We start from the raw sequence: 20401 nt of genomic DNA, 5'->3' as shown, positions 1-20401 counted from the left end.
CGGGTCGCTCCTCTACGCCACTGTGGACTCGGACGAATCGTCGAGGTCGCTCAGGTGTTGCTCCATGAAGGCGGCGGCCCGCTGCTCGGCCTCCAGCTCGGCCGCGTGCAGGGCGTCGTCCGCGAGGTGGTCGGCCGACGACTCCGTCATGGCGCGGTCGGTGAAGACGAGGGGCCGCTCGGCCTCGGAGATCAGGTGTTTGACGACCTGGACGTTGCCGTTGACGTCCCACACGGCGATGCCCGGCGTGAGGGAGGGGATGATCTCGACCGCCCACCGGGGCAGGCCGAGGACCCGGCCCGTCATTCTGGCCTCGTCCGCCTTCTGGGCGTAGATCGTCCTCGTCGACGCCATCTTCAGGATGGCCGCGGCTTCTTTCGCCGCCGCTCCGTCCACGACGTCGGACAGGTGGTGGACCACCGCCACGAACGACAGGCCGAGCCGGCGGCCGAACTTCAGCAGGCGCTGGAAGAGCTGGGCGACGAAGGGGCTGTTGATGATGTGCCAGGCCTCCTCGACCAGGAAGATGCGCTTCTTCCGGTCGGGGCGGATCCAGGTGTGCTCCAGCCACACGCCGACGATCGCCATCAGGATGGGCATGGCGATGGAGTTGCGGTCGATGTGGGACAGGTCGAAGACGATGAGCGGGGCGTCGAGGTCGATGCCGATGGTCGTCGGCCCGTCGAACATGCCCCGCAGGTCACCGTCGACGAGGCGGTCCAGGACCAGGGCGACGTCCAGCCCCCAGGCCCGTACGTCGTCTATGGCGACGTTCATCGCTTCCGCCGACTCCGGTTCGGGGTGGCGCAGTTGCTCGACGATGTCCGTCAGGACGGGCTGCCGGTCGACGATCGTCTCGTTGACGTAGGCGTGCGCGACCTTCAGCGCGAAGCCGGAGCGCTCGTCCAGGCCGTGGCCCATGGCGACCTCGATGATGGTCCGCAGCAGCGCGAGCTGGCCGGTCGTCGTGATCGCCGGGTCGAGCGGGTTGAGGCGGATCCCCATGTCCAGGGCGGCGGTCGGGTCGAGGCGGATGGGCGTGAGGCCCAGTGCCTGGGCGATGAGGTTCCACTCGCCGACGCCGTCCTCGCCCTGTGCGTCCAGGACGACGACCTGGCGGTCCTTGAACCGCAACTGCCGCATGACGTACGTCTTCTCCAGCGCCGACTTGCCGTTGCCGGACTCGCCGAGGACCAGCCAGTGGGGTGCCGGGAGCTGCTGCCCGTACAGCTGGAAGGGGTCGTAGATGTAGCCCTTCCCGGAGTAGACCTCGCGGCCGATGATGACGCCGGAGTCGCCGAGGCCGGGGGCCGCGGTCGGCAGGTAGACGGCCTGGGCCTGGCCGGTGGAGGTGCGCACCGGTGGGCGGGTCGTCTCGACCTTGCCGAAGAGGAAGGAGGTGAAGCCTTCCGTGAGGGCGGACAGCGGATCCCGCATGAAGTCCTACCTCCGGATGCCGGTCGCGAACGGGAGCGTGTTGACGAAGGCGCGGTGGTGCTCGCGATCGCACCATTCGAGCTTCAGGTACGACTTGCCGGCCGAGGCTCTGATGGTCCGCTTGTCGCGGGCGAGCGCCTCGGGGTTGCGGGACGAGACGGTGATGTAGCCGACGAGGTTGACGCCGGCGGCGCCGCTCGCGAGGTCCTGGCCGCGCTGGTCGACGCGGTTGTGGGAGGCGACGTCACGCGGGTCGACGGTGCGGTTCATCTTGGCCTGACGGCTGGCCTCCGCGTCGTCGTTGGTCTTCTCGGTCAGCATCCGCTCGATGGCGATCTCGGTGGGTTCGAGGTCCATGGTGACGGCGACCGTGCGGATCACGTCCGGGGTGTGGACGAGCAGCGGGGCGAGGAAGTTGACGCCCACCGGGGTCATCGGCCACTCCTTCACCCAGGCCGTGGAGTGGCACCAGGGCGCGCGGGTGGAGGATTCGCGGGTCTTGGCCTGGAGGTAGGTCGGCTCCATGGCGTCCAGCTCGGCCGGCCAGGCGTTGCGCTTGGTCATGGCCTGGATGTGGTCGATGGGGTGGTCCGGGTCGTACATCGAGTGCACGAGCGAGGAGAGCCTGCCCTGGCCGAGCGGCTGGCGCACCCGGATGTCGGCCTCCTGGAGCCGGGAGCAGATGTCGGTGAGCTCGCGGGCCATGACGACGGCGAGCCCGGCGTCCTTGTCGAGCTTCCGGCCGCCCTTGGGACGGGCGGCGCGGGCCATCGCCTGGGCCTCGGCGGCCAGTTCGCGTGAGTAGTGCATGCAGGCGACGAGGTAGGCGCGGTGCTGCTCGCTGCTCGTCGACACCATGGACGAGAGCTGCTCGTACGACTCCTGCAGCCAGCCGGGGGCCTTCTCGTCGCCGCGTACGGAGACGTCCTTGGCGTGGGCGTCCGGGTCGGCGGGGAGCGTACGAGCGAGCATCTGGATGCGGGTGACGAAGCCGTCGCCGTTCGCGACGTGCTTGAGGAGGGTGCCGAAGCGGTCGACGAGGGCTTCCTGGTCCTCGCTGTCGCGCAGGCCGACGCCCGGTCCCTCGATCTCGATGGCGGCGGTGACGGTCTTGCGGTCGGCGTGCAGGAGCACGGCGATCTCGTCCGGGCCGAAGGGCGCCGCCAGCCAGGAGATGCGTCCGATGCCCGGGGGCGGGCCGATCTCGACCTCGCGGCCGTCGACGTGGGTGCCCGACTCCATGACGTTGCTGCGGTAGGCGGTGCCCCGGCGCAGGCTGCGCTTGTAACTGCGGTTGATCTCGAACCACTTGTAGAAGGTCCGCCGCTTGTACGGGACGTAGACCGCGGCCAGCGCGAGCATCGGGAAGCCCATGAGCAGCACGATGCGCAGGGAGAGCACGGGGACGATCAGACCGCACATCATGCCGAGGAACGCGCCCGCGATGATGAGCCCGATCTCGCCGGACTCGCGGTTGCGGCCGACGATCGCGCTCGGCCGGGCGCGGCCGATCAGATATGTACGGCGGGGCGTGATCTGGTGGGACACGTGGGACTCGGTCGTCAACGCCCTTCACCTCCCGTGCGGTTGTTGCTGCTGTTGCCGTTGCGGTTGTTTCCGGCGTGGGGGGTGTTCACCGGGCTGGAGCGGGGCGGGGGCGCGGTGGCGGGGGCCGAACCGCCTCCTCCGCCCGAGGACCCGCGTGAGCTGTGGGCCGCGACGCCGCCGGAGACGGGGTTCGAGGGGCGGGCGCCGCTGTTGCCGCCGCCTCCGCCGTTGTTGTCGGCCCGGGTGCTGTGGGTCTTGATGCCCTGGGCGACGAGGGTGGCGGGCGAGCTGATGGCGGCCGCGGCCTTGCCCTCGGCGCCCTGCATGATGCGGTTGTTGCGGCCGTTGGCGATCTCGTCGCCGAAGCCCGGTACGAAGCGGTAGATCATCGCGCTGGCGAAGATGGCGAGCAGGATGATCGCGAGGCCGGAGACGACGGCGGAGAAGGAGTCCGGGCCGTCCTCCGCGGAGAGGGCTCCCGCGAGGCCCAGCACGATCACGATGACCGGTTTGACGAGGATGACGGCGATCATGATGCCGGCCCAGCGGCGGACGTGGCCCCAGAGGTTCTTGTCGACGAGGCCGGCGTAGACGACCGTGCCGAGCAGGGCGCCGACGTAGAGGAGCGCGGCACGGATCACCAGTTCGAGCCAGAGGACGCCCGCGGCCAGGATCGACACGAGGGACACCACGATCAGCATGATCGGGCCGCCGCCGATGTCGGTGCCCTTGTTCAGGGCACCGGAGAAGTTGCCGAAGAACTGGTCGGTCTGGTTGCCGGTCGTCTTGGCCAGGACCTCGGCGACGCCGTCGGTGGCCGACACGACGGTGTAGAGGATGAGCGGGGTGAAGGCCGATGCCAGCACCGTCAGCCAGAGGAAGCCGATGGCTTCGCCGATGGCCGTGCTGAGGGGGACGCCTCGCACGGCGCGCTTGGCGACCGCGAGCAGCCACAGGAGGAGGGTGAGGATCGTCGAGGCGGCGAAGACGACCGCGTACTGCTGGAGGAACGTGGAGTTCGTGAAGTCGACCGTCGCCGTGTTCTGGACCGCGTCGCTGAGCTTGTCGATGGTCCAGGAGGCGGCTTTGGCGCAGCCCTTGGCGAGGGAGGCGAGGGGGTCGAGGGTGGTGGTGGGGTCGTCGAGGGAGGGGCCGCTGCGATTGTTGCTGCCGCGTTCGCAGTAGTCCTTGGCGGGGCCGCGAATGAGGTCGCAGGGGTCGTCGCTGCCCTCGGGGCTGGGCGTAGGAGTGGGCGCGGCGAAGGCACGGGTGGCCGTCAGGACCGCCGTGGCCTGCACGGCTGCTGCGGCCCCGGCGATCGTGAGTACGCGACGACTAACGGGCATAGGTGAACCCTCCGTACTCCTCGACGGCCTTCGTCATGTCGTCGGCCGTGGACGCCCTCTGGTCGCGCCCGACGGGCACCGGCCCGTCCTTCTGCTGGAAGTCCGTGACCTTCCAGTCACCGTCGACCCATTTCAGTTCGTACGTCGTCGTGTACCAGCTCTCGGACACGGGGTTCGTGGAACCGTCGCCCGAGAGACCGAAGAGCGAGGTGTACCAGACCTGCACGGAGGCACTCTCGGGGGTCGCGGCCTTGACCTTGGTGCCTACCGGAATGATGCGTGACACGAAGGTCTGGCCGCTCGGAGCGGTGCCGTCCTTGCCCAGGCCGATGTTGCTCAGGAACTTCTCGCTGGAGTACGCCTGGTCCAGCCCGGACCGGCGGTCGGCGGCGACATCGGGGGCGTACACCGTGTCGACGATCTCGTGCCGCCGGTCCGTGTTGAACATGTCGGTCGAGCCCAGCGCCACCGCGTAGTTGGTCGCCGCGCTCTGCGCACCCTGGTCGTCCTGCGCATACCCGGTCGGGATCCCGCCCGTTTTCGACTTCACCGGCTGGTCGCCGGAGGGGGCCGTGGGGGCCGCGTCCGCCTTGCTGCCGCCGCCGTTGTCGTCCGAGCCGGAATCTCCGCCACCACGGTTCGCGAAGGCGATGGCCGCAATGAGGAGGACCACGACGCCCACCACCGTGACGAGGCTGCGCGACGACGAACGGCCGCCGCGTCGGGCCCCTCCGTAGACGTCACCGGCACCGTCGGGGAGCCGCGTGCGCGTCTGGCCGGTACCTCCGTACCCACCGTCCTCGCCGCGCGCTCCGTGCTCGTCGCCGAGACTCATGCCGCGTACGCCCCCTCAACCTCATGCTGAACCGCGTCATACGACGGTAGCCCCGCTGGCTCCCGCGCGGGCGCGGTGTGGTGACTGGACATCAGGAAACGCAACCTCAGCCGGTGGGCACGACGGACGGGTGGGGTAGAGGAAGGACGTAATGGGCCCGGCCGGGTGCGGGGGCACCGGACCGGCGGCCGCCTAGACGGCCATGCCGTACACGATGGTGAAGAGCGTGCCCAGTGAACCGATGATGAAGACCCCGGTGAGACCCGCGATGATCAGACCCTTGCCCTGTTCCGCGCTGAAGGTGTCGCGGAGGGCCGTCGCGCCGATACGTTGTTTCGCCGCTCCCCAGATCGCGATGCCGAGGCACAGGAGGATGGCGACCGCCATCACGACCTCGATCATCACGCGGGCTTCGTTGCCCAGGGTGCCGAACGGGCCCCAGTCCGGAGCGATTCCGCCGATGATGGTGTTGATGTCGCCCTTTTCGGCTGCGAAAAGCATGTAAGTCACCGCCCCTAGTGGGTTGTTCTGCCTCCTCTGCCACTCTGCGCAGAGGTCACGGCTATTGTCGCTGACAATGATGCTGTCGCATGTCGACTTGGCGTCATTGATTGGCGGGTTTCGTACGAATCCCTTGTCACCGGAGCTCGCGGGACCCCTCAGGGGGGCGCAGAACGGTATACGGGGGAGGCGTATCGTCACTCTGTGTATCACGGCAGGTCACGCCGGGCAATGAAGTAGATGCGGAACCTGTGGTGTGGTTCCGTCGTTAGCCCCTCTTACGCGAACGCCAACTGATAGTGGCCGATTCCGCCCGTCCATCGAGCCCGACTCCGTCCCGAGTGCGCCGGTCCGTCGTGCCGATGTGCCCCGGGTCGTGCGTCTCCTGGTGAGTAGACGCCACCCGTTTTGTGCTTGGTGAAGGTTATCTCGGACGGGACAGTGGGGTGTGCCGGGGCGAGGGCTCACGGTGCGAAGCGAAGGAGCGCCTCATGATCGACGTCACCCATCAGATCAACGCCGTACAGCGTCGGGTCGGCAGCCGTGCCGTCGACGCGGGTGAGGCGGGCGAGGCCCGCGTGGTGAGCGTGAGTCAGACGTACGACGCGGCCGTAGAGGACGTCTGGGCGGCCTGTACCGACCCCGAGCGCATCCCGCGCTGGTTCCTGCCCGTCACCGGCGAACTGCGCCCCGGCGGCACGTATCAGCTGGAGGGCAACGCCGGCGGCACCGTCGAGCGCTGTGATCCGCCGAAGGGCTTCACCGCGACCTGGGAGTTCGACGGGAACGTGAGCTGGATCGAGCTGCGGCTGACCCCCGCGGCGGACGGCGGTACGCGCTTCGAGCTGGACCACATCGCCCCGGACGACGACGAGAAGTGGGAGCAGTTCGGGCCCGGGGCGGTCGGTGTCGGCTGGGACATGGCCCTCATCGGGCTCACCCTCCACCTGTCCTCCGGCAAGGCCGTCGACCCCCAGGAGGCCATGGCCTGGTTCGGGACGGAGGAGGGTCTCCGGTTCGTCACGCTGAGCAGCGAGGGGTGGTATGCGGCGAGCGTCGCCGGCGGTGAGGCCGAGGAGGCCGCACGCGCGAGGGCCGACCGGACGACCGCGGCGTACACGGGGGCGGAGCCCTCCTGACATCCGGCTACTTACTTTCGAGTAACCTCGCGCGGTAGCCCCGTCACAGGCCCTCATGGGCTCCCGGAGGAGGAACCGTGTCACGGTCGGATCGCTCGCCCCTGCTGCTCGCAGGCCTGTTGGCCTCCGCCGCGGCCGCCCACTTCGCCGCGCCGCGGCAGTTCGACGCGATGGTCCCGTCGGCGCTGCCGGGGCCGCCCCGGAACTGGACGTACGCGAGCGGAGTCGTCGAGCTGGCGCTGGCGGCCGGGGTGGCGGTGCCCCGTACGAGGCGGGTGGCCGCGCTGGCCACCGCCGCGTTCTTCGTCGGGGTGTTCCCCGCCAATGTCCAGATGGCCGTGGACTGGCGGCACCGGCCGGCGCCCCAGAAGGCCGCGGCGCTGGCCCGGCTTCCGCTGCAGGTGCCGCTGGTGCTGTGGGCGCGGGGTGTGGCGAAGGGCGGTTCGGCGGGGGCGGCGGTCTAGGGCTTCGGTGAGGCTGATGCTTCGAGCATCGGCCTCTAGGGCCTGGCTCTAGGGCCTGGCGCCGCCCCGCTCGTTCCCGAGGCCGTCCTCGAAGCCCTCCATGCCCTCCACGCCCTCCACGAAGTGGTCGAACTCGCCTGCCTGTACGCCCAGTACGAAGGCGTCCCACTTCTTCCGGGTGGTCGTGACGACGGTCTCCGGCGCGCTGGTCTCCCGGATGTAGACGAGGTCGTGGTCGCCGAAGGCGAGCTCGATCCAGGGGCCCGGGCCGGTCGCCTCCGGCGGGGCGGCGCGTTCCCAGGTGAGGTTCGAGGGGATGTCGGACATGGATCCGCTTCTCCTTGAGTACGGATTCTCCTGAGTACGGAGACGAGGGCGCCGAAGGCGTGGGGTGGTCCCGAGCGTGACAACCGTATCCCCGTCCCGGGCGGTCGGTGGGTGATCATTCCGCGGCGGGCCTCGCGCATCTACACTGACGTTCGGATTACCGTGCGGCGAGGGGCGGTTGACGGTGCGTAAGGGCTGGATCTTGGCGACCGCCGCCGTGGGGGCGGGGCTCGGCTTCGTCATGGTGCTGGTGGTCGGCGTCTACATGGTTGCCGGGAACCTCGCCAACGGTGTCGGGAAGGGGGCCGTCGGTCTAGCCAAGGGCGCCGTGCCCGCGGCGTACCAGCCGCTCGTGCAGAAGTGGGGCAATCTGTGCAGCGCGATCAATCCGGCACTTCTCGCCGCGCAGCTGTATCAGGAGAGCGGGTTCAATCCCGACGCCAAGAGCCCGGCCGCCGCGCAGGGGATAGCGCAATTCATCCCCGGGACCTGGGCCACGCACGGAATCGACGGTGACGGTGACGGCGACCGCGACGTGTGGGATCCGAATGACGCGATTCCATCGGCCGCGAAGTACGACTGCACGCTCGCGAAGTACGTCAAGGACGCGCCCGGAGACCCGACGCACAACATGCTCGCCGCGTACAACGCGGGGGCGTACGCCGTCATCAAATACGGGGGCGTCCCGCCGTACAAGGAAACCCAGAACTACGTGAAGACGATCACGACGCTGCAGGAGAGCTTCGCCGCTCCGGTCGGTCGTGTGCGGCCCTCCGAGCAGGCCGCCGGCGCCATCTACTTCGCGCAGAAGAAGCTCGGTACGCTCTATCTCTGGGGCGGCAACGGCACCGCTGAGCAGGGAGGACGCTTCGACTGCTCGGGGCTCACCAAGGCCGCGTACGAGACGGTGGGGGTGACCCTGCCGCGGGTCGCCAACGACCAGTACAACGCGGGGCCGCACCCCGAGCGGTCCGAGTTGCTGCCCGGGGACCTGGTCTTCTTCTCGGACGACCTCACCAACTCCCGGGCCATCCGGCACGTGGGCATCTACGTCGGCGGCGGGTACATGATCAACGCGCCCCGGACGGGGGCCGTGATCCGGTTCGACTCCATCGACACCCCCGACTACTTCGGGGCGACCCGCGTGACCGAAGATGGCGCGAAAGCATTGCCCACCTCTGTGTGAAACCCTCCCCTGAGCTGCAGCGATGTATCTCTCTTCGATAACGTCTGCGTGATCATTCGGTGGAGGCCGGAACGTATTGAAGGGGAGTGTGCGTTCCTGTTCTTGAAGCCGACGACGGGGGTTGTGGCGCGACGCATCCGGTGGGTGCGTCGGAAAGATGACGACGAAGGAGCCGTTGCACCATGGCTGGACTCGCCGACTCCGGATCGAACCCCGACGTCGACTTGCTCTACGACATCAATGGTCTCGCCAAAGACGCGCCGCACTGGTTCGACCGCGTCATGGAGTTCGTGGGCGAGTGGGGACTCCTGCTCGTCATGGTCCTGCTGGTGCTCTGGTGCTGGTGGAATGTGCGGCGGCGGGGTGGGGACGATGCGGCCTCGTCCGTCGCCTCACTGATCTGGGCGCCGCTGGCCGCCGGGGTCGCCGTACTCGTGAATGTGCCGATACGGGGCTTTGTCGAGCGGCCCCGGCCTTTTGTGGACCACGAGGGGCTCGAAGTTCTCATCGGCGGCAAGAGCGACTATTCGTTCGTGAGCGATCACTCGACCCTCATGATGGCGATGGGTGTCGGGCTGTTCGTCGCGAATCGGAAGTTCGGGCTTGTCGGGATAGGGCTCGCGCTGCTCGGCGGGTTCTGCCGGATTTACATGGGCGTGCACTATCCGACTGACGTCGTGGGTGGATTCGCGCTCGGGACGGCCGTTGTTCTGCTGCTTTCGCCGCTTGCGACTGCTTTGTTGATGCCTGTGGTCAAGGCGGTTGAGCGGTCTGGGCGGGTGGGGTGGTTGGTTCGGGCGGATCGCTCCGCGGGGGCGCGGGAGAAAGCGATTCCCGGGTCTCGTAGTGACGTGGATCCTGCGGAGAGGGATCTTGCGGCGTAGGTAGTTGTGGGCTGCGGGTCCGTTGTGGCTGGTCGCGCCGTTCCCCGCGCCCCTGAAGGCAAAGGATTGCGCCGTTCCCCGCGCCCCTGGAGGACCGGCCCGTGGGTCGGTGCGGGTGGGTGGGGGCGTGAGGCCTGGTCGCGCCGTTCCCCTCGCCCCTCAAGACGAAACGATTGCGCCGTTCCCCGCGCCCCTAAAAGCAAAAGATTGCGCCGTTCCCCGCGCCCCTGAAGGCAAAAGATTGCGCCGTTCCCCGCGCCCCTGAAGGCAAAAGACTGCGCCGTTCCCCGCGCCCCTGGAGGTGAAGGCTGCGCCGTTCTCCGCGCCCCTGGGGCGAAGGCTGCGTAGGTCTCCGCGGTTCTGTGGGGGCTAGAGGGACTGGGGGTAGTTGAAAAAGTCCTTTGGGTCGTACTGGGTTTTCAGGGTCTTCAGGCGGGATGCTGCTGGGCCGTAGTACGCCTTGCGCCAGTTGGTGAGGGTGGGGTCCGTGTAGTTCTGGTAGGCCGCTCCCGAAGCGTGGGGGCGCATCGCCGTGTGAGTGGCCGTCAGCCAGGACTCCGAGGTGCTGCCGGACGTGCCGGGGCGCCAGGCCGCGATGTACTGGGCCAGCATGCGCGAGCGGCGGTGGACGAAGGCCGTCGCCGTGGGGTCGACGCGGTTGATCGCGCCGCCCAGGGCGGTGAGCGCGATGCTGCCCGTGCCGCCGCGTACCCCGGACATCCGCGACAGCAGCGTCTGTATGCCCGCCGCCGAGATCGAGCGGTCGAAGAAGTCCGAGCGGCCCGCGTACGTCTCGCGGTTCAGCGCTCCCTGGGGCGAGCGGCCCGGTGTCGGGCCCGGGAGGTGGCACTGGGCGTCGGCCGAGAAGGACGAGCAGCCCGCGTACACCTCCATCGACTCCTCGTAGGAACGGCGCCTGAGCGAGACGCTGCGGGCGGAGGCGCCGATCCGGTCGGCCAGGCGGTCCACGGCGTTCTGGAGTTCGCCGTACGTGCCGAGGGAGAACGCCGAGACGGAGATGGTGGGAGTGCCGCCGGCTGCGTTCTCGACGTGGGCCGACGACCAGATCTCGTCCGGCTGGTCGGGGCCCCACTCCTGCCAGGCCGTCAGGACCGCCGCCGCCTTCGACCACGGCCAGGACATGTTCGCCGAGACGCCCTGCGGAGCCGGGTGCGTCTTGAAGCGGAGTTCCGTGACGACGCCGAAGTTGCCGTTGCCCGCGCCGCGCAGCGCCCAGAACAGGTCCTTGTTCTCGGTCGCGCTCGCGGTGAGCTGCTTGCCGTCCGCCGTGATCAGGGTCGCCTGCGTGAGGCTGTCGCACGTCAGCCCGTACGCCCTCGACACCACCCCGTGGCCGCCGCCCAGCGTCAGGCCCGAGATGCCCACCGTCGGGCAGGAGCCCGCCGGGATCGTCACGCCCTTCGCGGCGAGCGCGCGGTAGACGTCGATCAGTTTCGCGCCCGCGCCGATCACCGCCTCGTCGCCGGACGCCCGTATTCGGGACAGCTTCGACACGTCGACGATCAGCCGGCCGTTCCCGGACGACCAGCCGGCGTACGAATGGCCGCCGTTGCGGATCGAGACGCGGACGCCGTGGGCGTGGGCGTACGCGAGTGCCGTACGGATGTCGTCGGGGCCGGCCACGTACGCGACCGCCGTGGGCTTCAGGGAGTCGAAGCGGGTGTTGTAGAGCTGGCGGGCCGCCGCCCAGTCGGAGTCGCCGGGGCGGACCAGGGGGCCGTCCAGGTCCTTGGCCAGTGCCCGCAGGTCGGCGGCCGGGGTGCCCTCGGCCGTCGAGGAGGGTGCGGTGGCCGAGGTCGTCCCGGTCGTCCTGCCGGACGTGCGCGTCGATGCGGCCGACTGCGATCCCGATCCCTTGCCGCTGCACGCCGACGCCGCCGTCACCGTGACCGCGGCGGCGCCGCCTATGAACGTCCGCCGTTGCATGTGCGCCTCCCGGTGCTCCCGTTGTACGAGACGGGTCAACCGCCCGGCGGGTTCCACAGGCCGCATCCGGCAATCCCATGAGGATGTAAAGGGAGGGCGTACAGGGAGGGTGAGGGGTGTGGAGGGGCGGCGGCGGGTTCCGGCCAGGAGGGAGTGAGCGGGGCAGAGACGGGCCGGAATCGGGTCGGAGTACCGAAGGAAGGGCTTCCGGTAGCCGGGACCCGCACGTGTTCTCCCCGTGAGCGTTCCGTGACCTCACCGCACTGACGGCAGGGGTTCACCCTGCGTTCACTCACGGCCATCGGCGGCTTCACCTGTTCTGCCTAATTTCGGCCTTACCCGGTGCGTGGTGCGGACGGAAGCGAGCGCCTGTACCGGTCGATGAACAGCAGGCTCCATGACATCGCACGCTGCCGGCAACGGTGGCTTCTGGAAGGAACTCACGAAAGTGAAGCTTCAGCGCAAGAACCGGCTTCGCGCCCTTTCCCTCGGTGCTGTCGCCGTCTCCGGCGCCCTGGCGCTGACGGCGTGCGGCTCCGACGACACCGGCGGCGGCTCCGGCAGTGACGGCGGCACGACCGCCGCCAGCAGCTCCATCAAGTGTGACGACGCCAAGGGCCAGCTCCTCGCCAACGGCTCCTCGGCGCAGAAGAACGCGATCGACGCCTGGGTCAAGCAGTTCGTGACCGCCTGCAAGGACGTCCAGATCAACTACAAGTCCGAGGGTTCGGGCGCCGGTGTCACCGCGTTCACCCAGGGCCAGGTCGCCTTCGCCGGTTCCGACTCCGCGCTGAAGCCCGAAGAGGTCACCGCCTCCAAGGAGGTCTGCAAGGGCGGCCAGGGCATCGACCTGCCGATGGTCGGCGGCCCGATCGCGGTGGGCTACAACGTCCCGGGTGTCGAGGACCTGGTCCTGGACGCGACGACCCTCGCGGGGATCTTCGACAGCAAGATCACCAACTGGAACGACGCGGCGATCAAGAAGCTGAACCCGGACGCCACGCTGCCCAACCTCAAGATCCAGGCGTTCCACCGCTCGGACGAGTCCGGCACCACGGACAACTTCACCAAGTACCTGATCGCCGCCGCGCCCGCCAAGTGGAAGTACGAGGGCGGCAAGGCCTGGCAGGCCAAGGGCGGCCAGTCCGCGTCCGGCTCCTCCGGTGTCGCCCAGCAGGTCAAGCAGACCTCCGGCGCCATCAGCTACATGGAGCTGTCGTACGCCAAGGACGGCATCGCCGCGGCCAAGCTGAACACAGGCGCCAGTGAACCCGTCGAGGCCACCGTCGAGAACGCCACCACGGCCATCGCGGACGCCAAGGTCGTCGGCACGGGCAAGGACCTCGCGCTCGAACTGAACCGCGCGACCAAGGCCGACGGCGCCTACCCGATCACCCTGGTCACGTACGAGATCGTCTGCGACAAGGGCAACAAGGCGGACACCCTCGCCGCCACCAAGGCGTTCCTCACCTACATCGCCAGCGAGGACGGCCAGAAGATCCTGGCCGAGAACGACTACGCCCCGATCCCCGAAGAGATCATCGCCAAGGTCCGTACGACCGTCGCGAGCCTGAGCTGACCTGAGCGCGCGGTCCGGTCCCCGATCCGGGGCCGGACCGCGCGCCGTCCGGTGCACCGCCGCCTGGGGCCGCACGCAGCGTGTGGTCCCGCAGACCGGAGAACCTCATGGATATATCCACCAAGAACTCTGAAGCACCTCCCCCTCTCTCCCCACCCTCCGACGCCGAGCAGAAGCGCGCGGCCCGCGGCGCCACCCGGCCCGGCGACCGAGTCTTCCTCGGTCTGTCCCGCGGCTCGGGCATCTTCCTGCTCGTGATCATGGCCGCCATCGCGGTCTTCCTCTCGTACCGCTCCGTGCTCGCGATCAGCAAGGACGAGAGCAACTTCCTCACGACCTTCGAGTGGAACCCGACGGCCGTCCCGCCGAGCTTCGGCATCGCGGTCCTGGTCTACGGCACGGTCATCTCGTCGATCATCGCGATGGTCATCGCGGTCCCGATCGCGGTCGGCATCGCCCTGTTCATCACGCACTACGCCCCGCGCAGGCTGGGCGGCACCATCGCCTACGTGATCGACCTGCTCGCCGCCGTGCCGTCCATCGTGTACGGCCTGTGGGGCGCCCTCGTCCTCGTACCGCACATGAGCGGCCTCTACGGCTGGCTGGACGACTACTTCGGCTGGACCGGCATCCTCGACTGGCAGGGCGGCGCGCCGCGCTCGCTGTTCACCGTGGGCATCCTGCTCGCGATCATGATCCTGCCGATCATCACCAACGTGAGCCGCGAGGTCTTCCGGCAGGCTCCGCTGATGCACCAGGAAGCCGCGCTGGCCCTCGGCGCCACGCGCTGGGAGGTCATCCGCATGTCGGTGCTGCCCTTCGGCCGCTCCGGTGTCATCTCCGCCTCGATGCTCGGCCTCGGGCGCGCGCTCGGCGAGACGATGGCCGTGGCCACGGTCCTCTCCCCGAGTTTCGAGATCAACGCCAGTCTGCTCGACCCGGGCGGCGGCACCTTCGCCCAGAACATCGCCAGCAAGTTCAGTGAGGCCAGTGAGATGGGCCGGGACGCGCTGATCGCCTCCGGTCTGGTGCTGTTCGTCATCACCCTGCTGGTCAACGGCGCGGCCCGCCTCATCATCGCCCGCCGCGCGGAGTACTCGGGGGCCAACGCATGAGCCAGACCGTGAACGACGAGCGTCCCAGCTCCCTGCAGGGCGCGCGGCTGCCCAAGTGGAGCCCGTACGCGATCGCCGTCGGCTCGATCGCCCTGGGCCTCGGCATCAGCGCCGCGGCCGGGCTGCACAGCAGTGTCCAGTGGGGTCTGATGGCCGCGATCTTCTTCGTGGCCGGCTCGTACGGCATCGCCGCGCGCGTCGAGGGCCGCCGGCAGGCCAAGGACCGGGTGGCGACCAGCCTGGTCTGGGTCGCGTTCATCTTCGCCGTCGTCCCGCTGGTCTCGCTCATGTGGGAGACCATCAAGCGCGGTGTGAAGGTCCTCGACGGCTACTTCCTCACCCACTCGATGGGCCTGGTCACCGACACCGAGCCCGGCGGTGGTATCTACCACGCGATCCTCGGCACGCTTGAGCAGGTCGGCATCGCCACCGTGATCTCCGTGCCGATCGGCATCCTGACCGCCGTCTACCTCGTGGAGTACGGGCGCGGCAAGCTGGCCAAGGCCGTCACGTTCTTCGTCGACGTCATGACGGGTATCCCGTCGATCGTCGCGGGCCTGTTCGTCCTCAGCTTCTGGATCATCATCCTGGACATGGGCTACTCCGGGTTCGCCGGATCGATGGCCCTGACCATCCTGATGCTTCCCGTGGTCGTCCGCTCCACCGAGGAGATGCTCAAGCTCGTACCGAACGAGCTGCGCGAGGCCTCGCTGGCGCTGGGCGTGCCGAAGTGGCGCACGATCATGAAGGTGGTCCTGCCGACGTCCATCGGCGGTATCACCACCGGTGTGATGCTCGCGATCGCCCGCATCACGGGTGAGACCGCTCCGGTGCTGCTGCTGGTGTGGGGCTCGACCTTCATCAACACGGACCCCTTCGAGGGCCCGCAGGCCTCGCTCCCGATGTACATCTACCAGCAGTACGCGAACAGCGGCGGCTCCGGTGCGGCGTACGACCGGGCCTGGGCGGCGGCGCTCACGCTGATCGCGTTCGTGATGATCCTGAACCTGGCGGCCCGCGGCATCGCCCGCTGGAAGGCCCCCAAGACCGGTCGCTGACGCGGCCACCCAGCGACCAGCAGTCCTTCCCGAAAGAAGCAGTGATCCCCATGGCCAAGCGAATCGACATCAGCGGCCTCAGTGCCTACTACAGCTCGTTCCGAGCCATCGAGGACATCTCGATGACGGTCGAGCCCCGTTCGGTGACGGCCTTCATCGGCCCCTCCGGCTGCGGCAAGTCCACGTTCCTGCGCACCCTCAACCGGATGCACGAGGTGACACCGGGCGGCCGCGTCGAGGGCAAGGTCATGCTCGACGACGAGAACCTGTACGGCGCCGGGGTCGACCCGGTGGCGGTGCGGCGCGAGGTCGGCATGGTCTTCCAGCGTCCGAACCCCTTCCCCACGATGTCGGTCTTCGACAACGTGGCGGCGGGCCTGCGGCTCAACGGCAGCTACAAGAAGTCCGAGCTGAGCGATGTCGTCGAGAAGTCGCTCAAGGGCGCGAACCTCTGGAACGAGGTCAAGGACCGGCTGAACAAGCCGGGTTCCGGGCTGTCCGGTGGCCAGCAGCAGCGGCTGTGCATCGCGCGGGCGATCGCGGTGGAGCCGAAGGTTCTGCTCATGGACGAGCCCTGCTCGGCGCTCGACCCGATCTCGACGCTGGCCATCGAGGACCTGATCGGGGAGCTGAAGGAGCGCTTCACGATCGTCATCGTGACGCACAACATGCAGCAGGCCGCCCGTGTGTCCGACCGGACCGCCTTCTTCAACCTGTCCGCGGTCGGGCAGCCCGGGAAGCTCATCGAGATCGACGACACCGAGCGGATCTTCTCGAATCCGTCCGTGCAGGCCACCGAGGACTACATCTCGGGGCGTTTCGGCTGAGCCGACGCTCTTTCGGTTCGTACGTCTTCTGGACCCCTCGCGGTGCTGCATGGCGGTGCCACCGCGGGGACCGATAGGGCCCGCCTCCCGGTTCTCCGGGGGGTGGGCCCGTTGGCTTGTTTGCGCCCGTCACTGCCTCAGGGGCTCCGCCCCCGAACCCCCGGTCCTCAAACGCCGGACGGGCTGAGAGATCGCAGCTCGGCCGCGGAACTTTCAGCCCGTCCGGCGTTTGAGGACGAGCGCGTCAGCGCGAAAGGGGGGCTGGGGCGCAGGCCCAGGGATGGGAAACGAGGCTCAGAGGAAGGCCACGTTCACGAGCCAGAAGCTGGTCGCCGCGACCAGCGCAGCCGCCGGCATCGTGATGAACCAGCCGAGGATGATGTTCTTGGCGACACCCCAGCGGACCGCCTTCACCCGCTTCGTGGCCCCCACACCCATGATCGCGGACGTGATGACGTGCGTCGTGGAGATGGGCGCGTGGAAGATGAACGCGGTGGAGAACATGATCGACGCGCCGGTCGTCTCCGCGGCGAACCCCTGCGGAGGATCGAGCTCGATGATCTTCCGCCCCAGGGTGCGCATGATGCGCCAGCCACCGGCGTAGGTGCCCAGCGACAGCATCACCGCGCAAGCGATCTTGACCCAGACCGGAATCGGGTCGCCCGCTTCCTCGACGTCCGAGATGACCAGGGCCATCACCACGATGCCCATGGTCTTCTGGGCGTCCTGGAGGCCGTGGCCGAGAGCCATGCCGGCCGCGGACACGGTCTGCGCGATACGGAAACCGCGCTTCGCCTTGTGCGGGTTGGAGCTGCGGAAGAGCCACATGATCGCGCACATCACCAGATAGCCGGCGACCAGGCCGACGACCGGGGAGATGAACATCGGGATGACGACCTTCTCCAGGACGCCGGACCAGATGACGTCGATGCCGCCCGCGAGCGCCGCGCCCACCATGCCGCCGAACAGCGCGTGGGAGGAGGAGGACGGCAGGCCGAAGTACCAGGTGACGAGGTTCCACACGATCGCGCCCACCAGCGCGGCGAACAGGATCCACATGCCCCTGTTGCCGTGCGGTGTCTCGATCAGGCCTTCACTGACTGTCTTGGCTACCCCGCTGCCCATGAAGGCGCCGGCGAGGTTCATCACCGCGGCCATCGCCAGTGCCGCACGCGGCGTGAGCGCGCGTGTGGACACGGAGGTGGCGATGGCGTTGGCGGAGTCGTGGAAGCCGTTGGTATAGGTGAATCCGAGCGCGACACCGATGGTCACGATCAAAGCGAAGGTGTCCATGAAGGGGTCAGGACTCCTTGACCGCGATGGTCTCCACCGTGTTGGCCACGTGCTCGAACGCGTCGGCGGCCTCTTCGAGGACGTCCACGATCTGCTTGAGCTTCAGCACTTCGATGGCCTCGTACTTGCCGTTGAAGAGCATCGCCAGCAGCTTGCGGTGGATCTGGTCGGCCTGGTTCTCCAGGCGGTTGACCTCGATCCAGTACTCGGTGAGGTTGTCCATCGTGCGCAGGTTCGGCATCGCCTCGGCGGTGAGCTCCGCCGCCCGTGCCAGTACCTCGATCTGCTGCTCGACGCCCTTGGGCAGTTCCTCCACGTTGTAGAGGACGACCAGGTCGACGGCCTCCTCCATGAAGTCCATGATGTCGTCGAGGGACGAAGCGAGGTTGTAGATGTCCTCGCGGTCGAACGGCGTGATGAACGAGGAGTTCAGCTGGTGGAAGATCGCGTGCGTGGCGTCGTCACCGGCGTGTTCCGCGGCCCGCATACGCTCTGCGATCTCGGCTCGGCCGGACGAGTCCGCCCCGAGCAGTTCCATCAGGAGCTTGGAGCCCGTGACGATGTTGTCCGCGGACGCGGCAAACATGTCGTAGAAGCTCGTCTCCCTGGGGGTCAGACGAAAGCGCACGTGGGGTCCTCGGATTGCTTCGGTGTCGGTCAGGCTGATGCTAGGCGCATCATCCGGCCACGGCTAACCGGCCGCCCCCCAGTGTCGCCCATCGGGCACAGTGATCAGCACGGGGTCCCACGAGGGCGTTGGCCAAGGGCCCCATACCCGGCAAAGTTCGTTACGATATACCCGGTAGGGGTATCAGTCAGCAGGAGGACGCGATGACGACCACCGAGGCCGGCGCCACGGCGCCCTCCGGGGAGACCGGGGACACCGGGGAGGCTGGTGCCGCGGCGATCGTGACGGATCACGATCGCGGGATCCACGGGTACCACAAGCAGAAGGACGAGCACCTCAAGCGGCTGCGGCGGATCGAGGGGCAGGTCCGTGGCCTGCAGCGGATGGTCGACGAGGACGTCTACTGCATCGACATACTCACGCAGGTCTCCGCCTCCACGAAGGCGCTGCAGTCCTTCGCCCTGCAGCTTCTGGAGGAGCACCTGCGGCACTGTGTCGCCGACGCGGCGGTCAAGGGCGGGGCCGAGATCGATGCGAAGGTGGAGGAGGCGACGAAGGCGATTGCCCGGTTGTTGCGCACGTGAGCCCTGCCGGGCGGGGTGGGGTCGGTGAAAGACTGCGCCGTTCCCCGCGCTCCTGAAAGCGACAGGATTGCGCCGTTCCCCGCGCCCCTGAAAGCGACAGGACTGCGCCGTTCCCCGCGCCCCTCGAAGCCAAAGACTGCGCCGTTCCCCGCGCTCCTTATGGGCCTGCCCCTTATGGGGTGGGGGGTTTGGCCTGGTTGTCGGGGGAGCGTTCTTCGGTCACTTTCAGGACCTCGTCGATGCGGTCGGGGCTGAGCCGGTCCTCATGGGCGGCCGAGGCCGCGATGATCAGGTCGCCGCACAGCTCGATCTCGGCGAGGGCCACGTGGTCCTGAACTGCCGTACCGCGCGCCGGAGCCACGTACATCACCTCTTCCTGCCGTCACCGACTTCCTAGAGTAGGGAGCGGCCCACGGACAGCGCATGGCACCAACGGACCATTTCCGGCCCCGCGCGTTCAGGCCTTTCACCGTCCCGCCGCCCTTCCGCCGCCGTTCCGTCACTCCGCGATCCGCCCGGCGAAGATGTCCTTCTTCTTCGGCAGGTGTACGTCGACGGCGGCCCCGAAGTCGTAGAGCAGCGTGGTGGAGGACACCGCGACCGTGTCCTTCTGCTGCCCGTTCACGAAACTGAACCGGTGGCGGACCTTGCGGAGGCGTCCCTGGTCGTCGAGGTAGACGTCGAAGGGGACCTTCGCCGTGGCGAAGCCCTTCGCCGCCGCCCGCAGCGCCGCCCGGTTGCCCGCCGAGGCGTCGCGCGCGGCCACCGTGAGATCGGCGGTGCCCCGGTAGTGCCGGACGGCCGTGCCCGCCACCGACGTCCTGCCCACGTACGTCACCTTCCGCGCGCCCCGCAGCAGCTCGGCGGCGGCGAACGGGTCGGTCGCGCCGCCCGTGACCAGGTTCCCGTCGGACAGCGTGGCCGTGTCGACGCGCACCCACTTGTCGGCGGGCACGCCCGCGCCGCGGTTCTTCATGTAGAGCGCGCCCGGTGCGAGCAGCTCGGTGATCGGGCGGTGGCCGTCGTCGCCGGCCGGGTCCTGCGGGAGGAGCACCTTCAGCCGGCCCATCTGGCCCGCGAAGTCGTAGACGCCCTCGCCGCGGATGGTCACGCGGGTGCCGCCGGCGGCCATCTCCATGGACGTACGCGCCTTGGAGGTGCCGGCGCGGACCAGGTTCCCGGCCGCTCCGTGGAGCACCTCGACCGGGTCCTCGGCGGCCCGGGCGTCGTCGGAGGCGGCGCCGCCGCCCGAGCAGCCCGTGGCGCAGAGCAAAAGCCCCGTCGCCGCGGCGGCCAGCGCGACCGCTCGGTCCTTACGTTTCCGCTGCCGCTCCACCATCGCCTGCTACCCCCAGCCGGGACGTCCTTGGGCGGGCTGCCTGTCGTTCCGCTTAACGACGGGTGGGAGGTGTTGTCACGCAGGTCCCGGGCATGGGGAAGCGTTTACCAAGCATCGGTACGGTGGGGCGCGTGGCGCAACAGGAAGAGATCACTCCCCTGGAACACCGGACGACGACGATCGAGCGGGGTCCGTTCTGCCTGGCGCGATGCACCTGCGGCTGGAGCGGTCCGGCCCGCAGAGCCCGCAGCCTGGCCCGCACGGACGCCGAGAACCACATCCGGACCTTCCCGCCCGAGGCCCGCTGAGACGCGCCCTTCAGGGGCGCGGGGAACCGCGCGCCCAGCCCCGACGCACCCGCAGT

Annotated in this window: 21 protein-coding genes; 10 read left to right on the top strand and 11 right to left on the bottom strand. The window is 68.7% G+C overall.

Translation table 11 applies throughout. The annotated features are described in order from the left end of the window. Positions 1 to 12: 12 nt before the first annotated feature. The 5 genes from OHS59_RS21650 to OHS59_RS21630 form a co-directional block, all read right to left on the bottom strand. The gene (locus OHS59_RS21650) at positions 13 to 1437 is read right to left on the bottom strand and encodes an ATP-binding protein (protein WP_328495073.1); all 1425 of its coding nucleotides are present in this window, start codon (positions 1435 to 1437) and stop codon (positions 13 to 15) included. 6 nt (positions 1438 to 1443) lie between these two features. Further along, positions 1444 to 3003: an SCO6880 family protein gene (locus OHS59_RS21645; protein WP_328495072.1), complete on the bottom strand. Its 1560-nt coding sequence runs from the start codon at positions 3001 to 3003 to the stop codon at positions 1444 to 1446. Then, complete coding sequence (locus OHS59_RS21640) at positions 3000 to 4331, bottom strand: hypothetical protein (RefSeq protein ID WP_328495071.1); 1332 nt, start codon at positions 4329 to 4331, stop codon at positions 3000 to 3002. Before OHS59_RS21640 ends, OHS59_RS21645 begins: the two co-directional genes overlap by 4 nt. Further along, complete coding sequence (locus OHS59_RS21635) at positions 4321 to 5166, bottom strand: hypothetical protein (RefSeq protein WP_328495070.1); 846 nt, start codon at positions 5164 to 5166, stop codon at positions 4321 to 4323. Before OHS59_RS21635 ends, OHS59_RS21640 begins: the two co-directional genes overlap by 11 nt. A gap of 192 nt (positions 5167 to 5358) precedes the next feature. Next, entirely contained in the window at positions 5359 to 5667 is a 309-nt protein-coding gene (locus tag OHS59_RS21630; protein WP_107015212.1) for a hypothetical protein, read from the bottom strand. A 491-nt stretch (positions 5668 to 6158) separates the two neighbouring features. Here OHS59_RS21630 and OHS59_RS21625 point away from each other — a divergent pair, with 491 nt between their 5' ends. Together OHS59_RS21625 and OHS59_RS21620 are read left to right on the top strand one after the other, a co-directional pair. Next, a complete protein-coding gene (locus OHS59_RS21625) occupies positions 6159 to 6806 on the top strand; it encodes an SRPBCC family protein (RefSeq protein WP_328495069.1) in 648 nt (215 codons plus the stop codon). A 77-nt stretch (positions 6807 to 6883) separates the two neighbouring features. Further along, positions 6884 to 7270, top strand: a complete 387-nt coding sequence (locus OHS59_RS21620; RefSeq protein WP_328495068.1) for a DoxX family protein — start codon at positions 6884 to 6886, stop codon at positions 7268 to 7270. A 48-nt stretch (positions 7271 to 7318) separates the two neighbouring features. On the opposite strand, the gene OHS59_RS21615 is transcribed toward OHS59_RS21620, so the two are convergent. Next, entirely contained in the window at positions 7319 to 7597 is a 279-nt protein-coding gene (locus OHS59_RS21615; protein WP_328495067.1) for a DUF397 domain-containing protein, read from the bottom strand. 184 nt (positions 7598 to 7781) lie between these two features. Here OHS59_RS21615 and OHS59_RS21610 point away from each other — a divergent pair, with 184 nt between their 5' ends. Both OHS59_RS21610 and OHS59_RS21605 read left to right on the top strand, forming a co-directional pair. Continuing rightward, a complete protein-coding gene (locus tag OHS59_RS21610) occupies positions 7782 to 8783 on the top strand; it encodes a bifunctional lytic transglycosylase/C40 family peptidase (protein WP_328499300.1) in 1002 nt (333 codons plus the stop codon). Positions 8784 to 8965: 182 nt separating this feature from the next. Beyond that, a complete protein-coding gene (locus tag OHS59_RS21605; RefSeq protein ID WP_328495066.1) occupies positions 8966 to 9667 on the top strand; it encodes a phosphatase PAP2 family protein in 702 nt (233 codons plus the stop codon). Between the two features lie 369 nt (positions 9668 to 10036). Here OHS59_RS21605 and OHS59_RS21600 read toward each other — a convergent pair whose 3' ends face one another. After that, complete coding sequence (locus OHS59_RS21600) at positions 10037 to 11614, bottom strand: FAD-binding oxidoreductase (protein WP_328495065.1); 1578 nt, start codon at positions 11612 to 11614, stop codon at positions 10037 to 10039. Between the two features lie 448 nt (positions 11615 to 12062). Between OHS59_RS21600 and pstS the strand changes: the two genes are divergently transcribed. From pstS to pstB, 4 genes are all read left to right on the top strand, one after another. Then, the gene (pstS, locus tag OHS59_RS21595) at positions 12063 to 13193 is read left to right on the top strand and encodes a phosphate ABC transporter substrate-binding protein PstS (RefSeq protein WP_328499299.1); all 1131 of its coding nucleotides are present in this window, start codon (positions 12063 to 12065) and stop codon (positions 13191 to 13193) included. Between the two features lie 107 nt (positions 13194 to 13300). Beyond that, a complete protein-coding gene (gene pstC / locus OHS59_RS21590; protein ID WP_328495064.1) occupies positions 13301 to 14308 on the top strand; it encodes a phosphate ABC transporter permease subunit PstC in 1008 nt (335 codons plus the stop codon). Continuing rightward, positions 14305 to 15366 carry a phosphate ABC transporter permease PstA gene (gene pstA / locus OHS59_RS21585; RefSeq protein WP_328495063.1) on the top strand — a complete coding sequence of 354 codons (1062 nt, stop codon included), beginning with the start codon at positions 14305 to 14307 and terminating at the stop codon, positions 15364 to 15366. The genes pstC and pstA overlap by 4 nt, the downstream gene beginning before the upstream one ends. A gap of 50 nt (positions 15367 to 15416) precedes the next feature. Continuing rightward, positions 15417 to 16193: a phosphate ABC transporter ATP-binding protein PstB gene (pstB, locus tag OHS59_RS21580; RefSeq protein WP_328495062.1), complete on the top strand. Its 777-nt coding sequence runs from the start codon at positions 15417 to 15419 to the stop codon at positions 16191 to 16193. Positions 16194 to 16487: 294 nt separating this feature from the next. Here the strand turns inward: pstB and OHS59_RS21575 are convergent, their stop codons facing one another. Together OHS59_RS21575 and OHS59_RS21570 are read right to left on the bottom strand one after the other, a co-directional pair. Continuing rightward, positions 16488 to 17486 carry an inorganic phosphate transporter gene (locus OHS59_RS21575; RefSeq protein ID WP_328495061.1) on the bottom strand — a complete coding sequence of 333 codons (999 nt, stop codon included), beginning with the start codon at positions 17484 to 17486 and terminating at the stop codon, positions 16488 to 16490. 7 nt (positions 17487 to 17493) lie between these two features. Next, positions 17494 to 18114 carry a DUF47 domain-containing protein gene (locus OHS59_RS21570; protein ID WP_107015224.1) on the bottom strand — a complete coding sequence of 207 codons (621 nt, stop codon included), beginning with the start codon at positions 18112 to 18114 and terminating at the stop codon, positions 17494 to 17496. A gap of 203 nt (positions 18115 to 18317) precedes the next feature. Here OHS59_RS21570 and OHS59_RS21565 point away from each other — a divergent pair, with 203 nt between their 5' ends. Beyond that, positions 18318 to 18698 (top strand): metal-sensitive transcriptional regulator, encoded by a 381-nt coding sequence (locus tag OHS59_RS21565; protein WP_328495060.1) that lies wholly within the window; start codon positions 18318 to 18320, stop codon positions 18696 to 18698. Between the two features lie 172 nt (positions 18699 to 18870). Here the strand turns inward: OHS59_RS21565 and OHS59_RS21560 are convergent, their stop codons facing one another. Both OHS59_RS21560 and OHS59_RS21555 read right to left on the bottom strand, forming a co-directional pair. After that, a complete protein-coding gene (locus OHS59_RS21560) occupies positions 18871 to 19065 on the bottom strand; it encodes a hypothetical protein (protein WP_328495059.1) in 195 nt (64 codons plus the stop codon). Positions 19066 to 19197: 132 nt separating this feature from the next. Then, positions 19198 to 20037, bottom strand: coding sequence for a hypothetical protein (locus OHS59_RS21555; RefSeq protein WP_328495058.1), 840 nt, complete (start codon positions 20035 to 20037; stop codon positions 19198 to 19200). Positions 20038 to 20159: 122 nt separating this feature from the next. Here OHS59_RS21555 and OHS59_RS21550 point away from each other — a divergent pair, with 122 nt between their 5' ends. Then, a complete protein-coding gene (locus tag OHS59_RS21550) occupies positions 20160 to 20345 on the top strand; it encodes a hypothetical protein (protein ID WP_443061478.1) in 186 nt (61 codons plus the stop codon). Positions 20346 to 20401: the final 56 nt, after the last annotated feature.

It is taken from the genome of Streptomyces sp. NBC_00414, assembly GCF_036038375.1.
Classification (GTDB): Bacteria; Actinomycetota; Actinomycetes; order Streptomycetales; family Streptomycetaceae; genus Streptomyces.
The sequence above is the reverse complement of the archived record's forward strand: the minus strand, read 5'-3'. Positions and strand labels throughout refer to the sequence as shown.

Coding starts and splice junctions, on each gene's coding strand:
- OHS59_RS21650 (WP_328495073.1), bottom strand. CDS start 1,437: ATGCGGGATCCGCTGTCCGCCCTCACGGAAGGCTTCACCTCCTTCCTC.
- OHS59_RS21640 (WP_328495071.1), bottom strand. CDS start 4,331: ATGCCCGTTAGTCGTCGCGTACTCACGATCGCCGGGGCCGCAGCAGCC.
- OHS59_RS21635 (WP_328495070.1), bottom strand. CDS start 5,166: ATGAGTCTCGGCGACGAGCACGGAGCGCGCGGCGAGGACGGTGGGTAC.
- OHS59_RS21630 (WP_107015212.1), bottom strand. CDS start 5,667: ATGCTTTTCGCAGCCGAAAAGGGCGACATCAACACCATCATCGGCGGA.
- OHS59_RS21625 (WP_328495069.1), top strand. CDS start 6,159: ATGATCGACGTCACCCATCAGATCAACGCCGTACAGCGTCGGGTCGGC.
- OHS59_RS21615 (WP_328495067.1), bottom strand. CDS start 7,597: ATGTCCGACATCCCCTCGAACCTCACCTGGGAACGCGCCGCCCCGCCG.
- OHS59_RS21605 (WP_328495066.1), top strand. CDS start 8,966: ATGGCTGGACTCGCCGACTCCGGATCGAACCCCGACGTCGACTTGCTC.
- OHS59_RS21600 (WP_328495065.1), bottom strand. CDS start 11,614: ATGCAACGGCGGACGTTCATAGGCGGCGCCGCCGCGGTCACGGTGACG.
- pstC (WP_328495064.1), top strand. CDS start 13,301: ATGGATATATCCACCAAGAACTCTGAAGCACCTCCCCCTCTCTCCCCA.
- pstA (WP_328495063.1), top strand. CDS start 14,305: ATGAGCCAGACCGTGAACGACGAGCGTCCCAGCTCCCTGCAGGGCGCG.
- pstB (WP_328495062.1), top strand. CDS start 15,417: ATGGCCAAGCGAATCGACATCAGCGGCCTCAGTGCCTACTACAGCTCG.
- OHS59_RS21575 (WP_328495061.1), bottom strand. CDS start 17,486: ATGGACACCTTCGCTTTGATCGTGACCATCGGTGTCGCGCTCGGATTC.
- OHS59_RS21565 (WP_328495060.1), top strand. CDS start 18,318: ATGACGACCACCGAGGCCGGCGCCACGGCGCCCTCCGGGGAGACCGGG.
- OHS59_RS21560 (WP_328495059.1), bottom strand. CDS start 19,065: ATGTACGTGGCTCCGGCGCGCGGTACGGCAGTTCAGGACCACGTGGCC.
- OHS59_RS21555 (WP_328495058.1), bottom strand. CDS start 20,037: ATGGTGGAGCGGCAGCGGAAACGTAAGGACCGAGCGGTCGCGCTGGCC.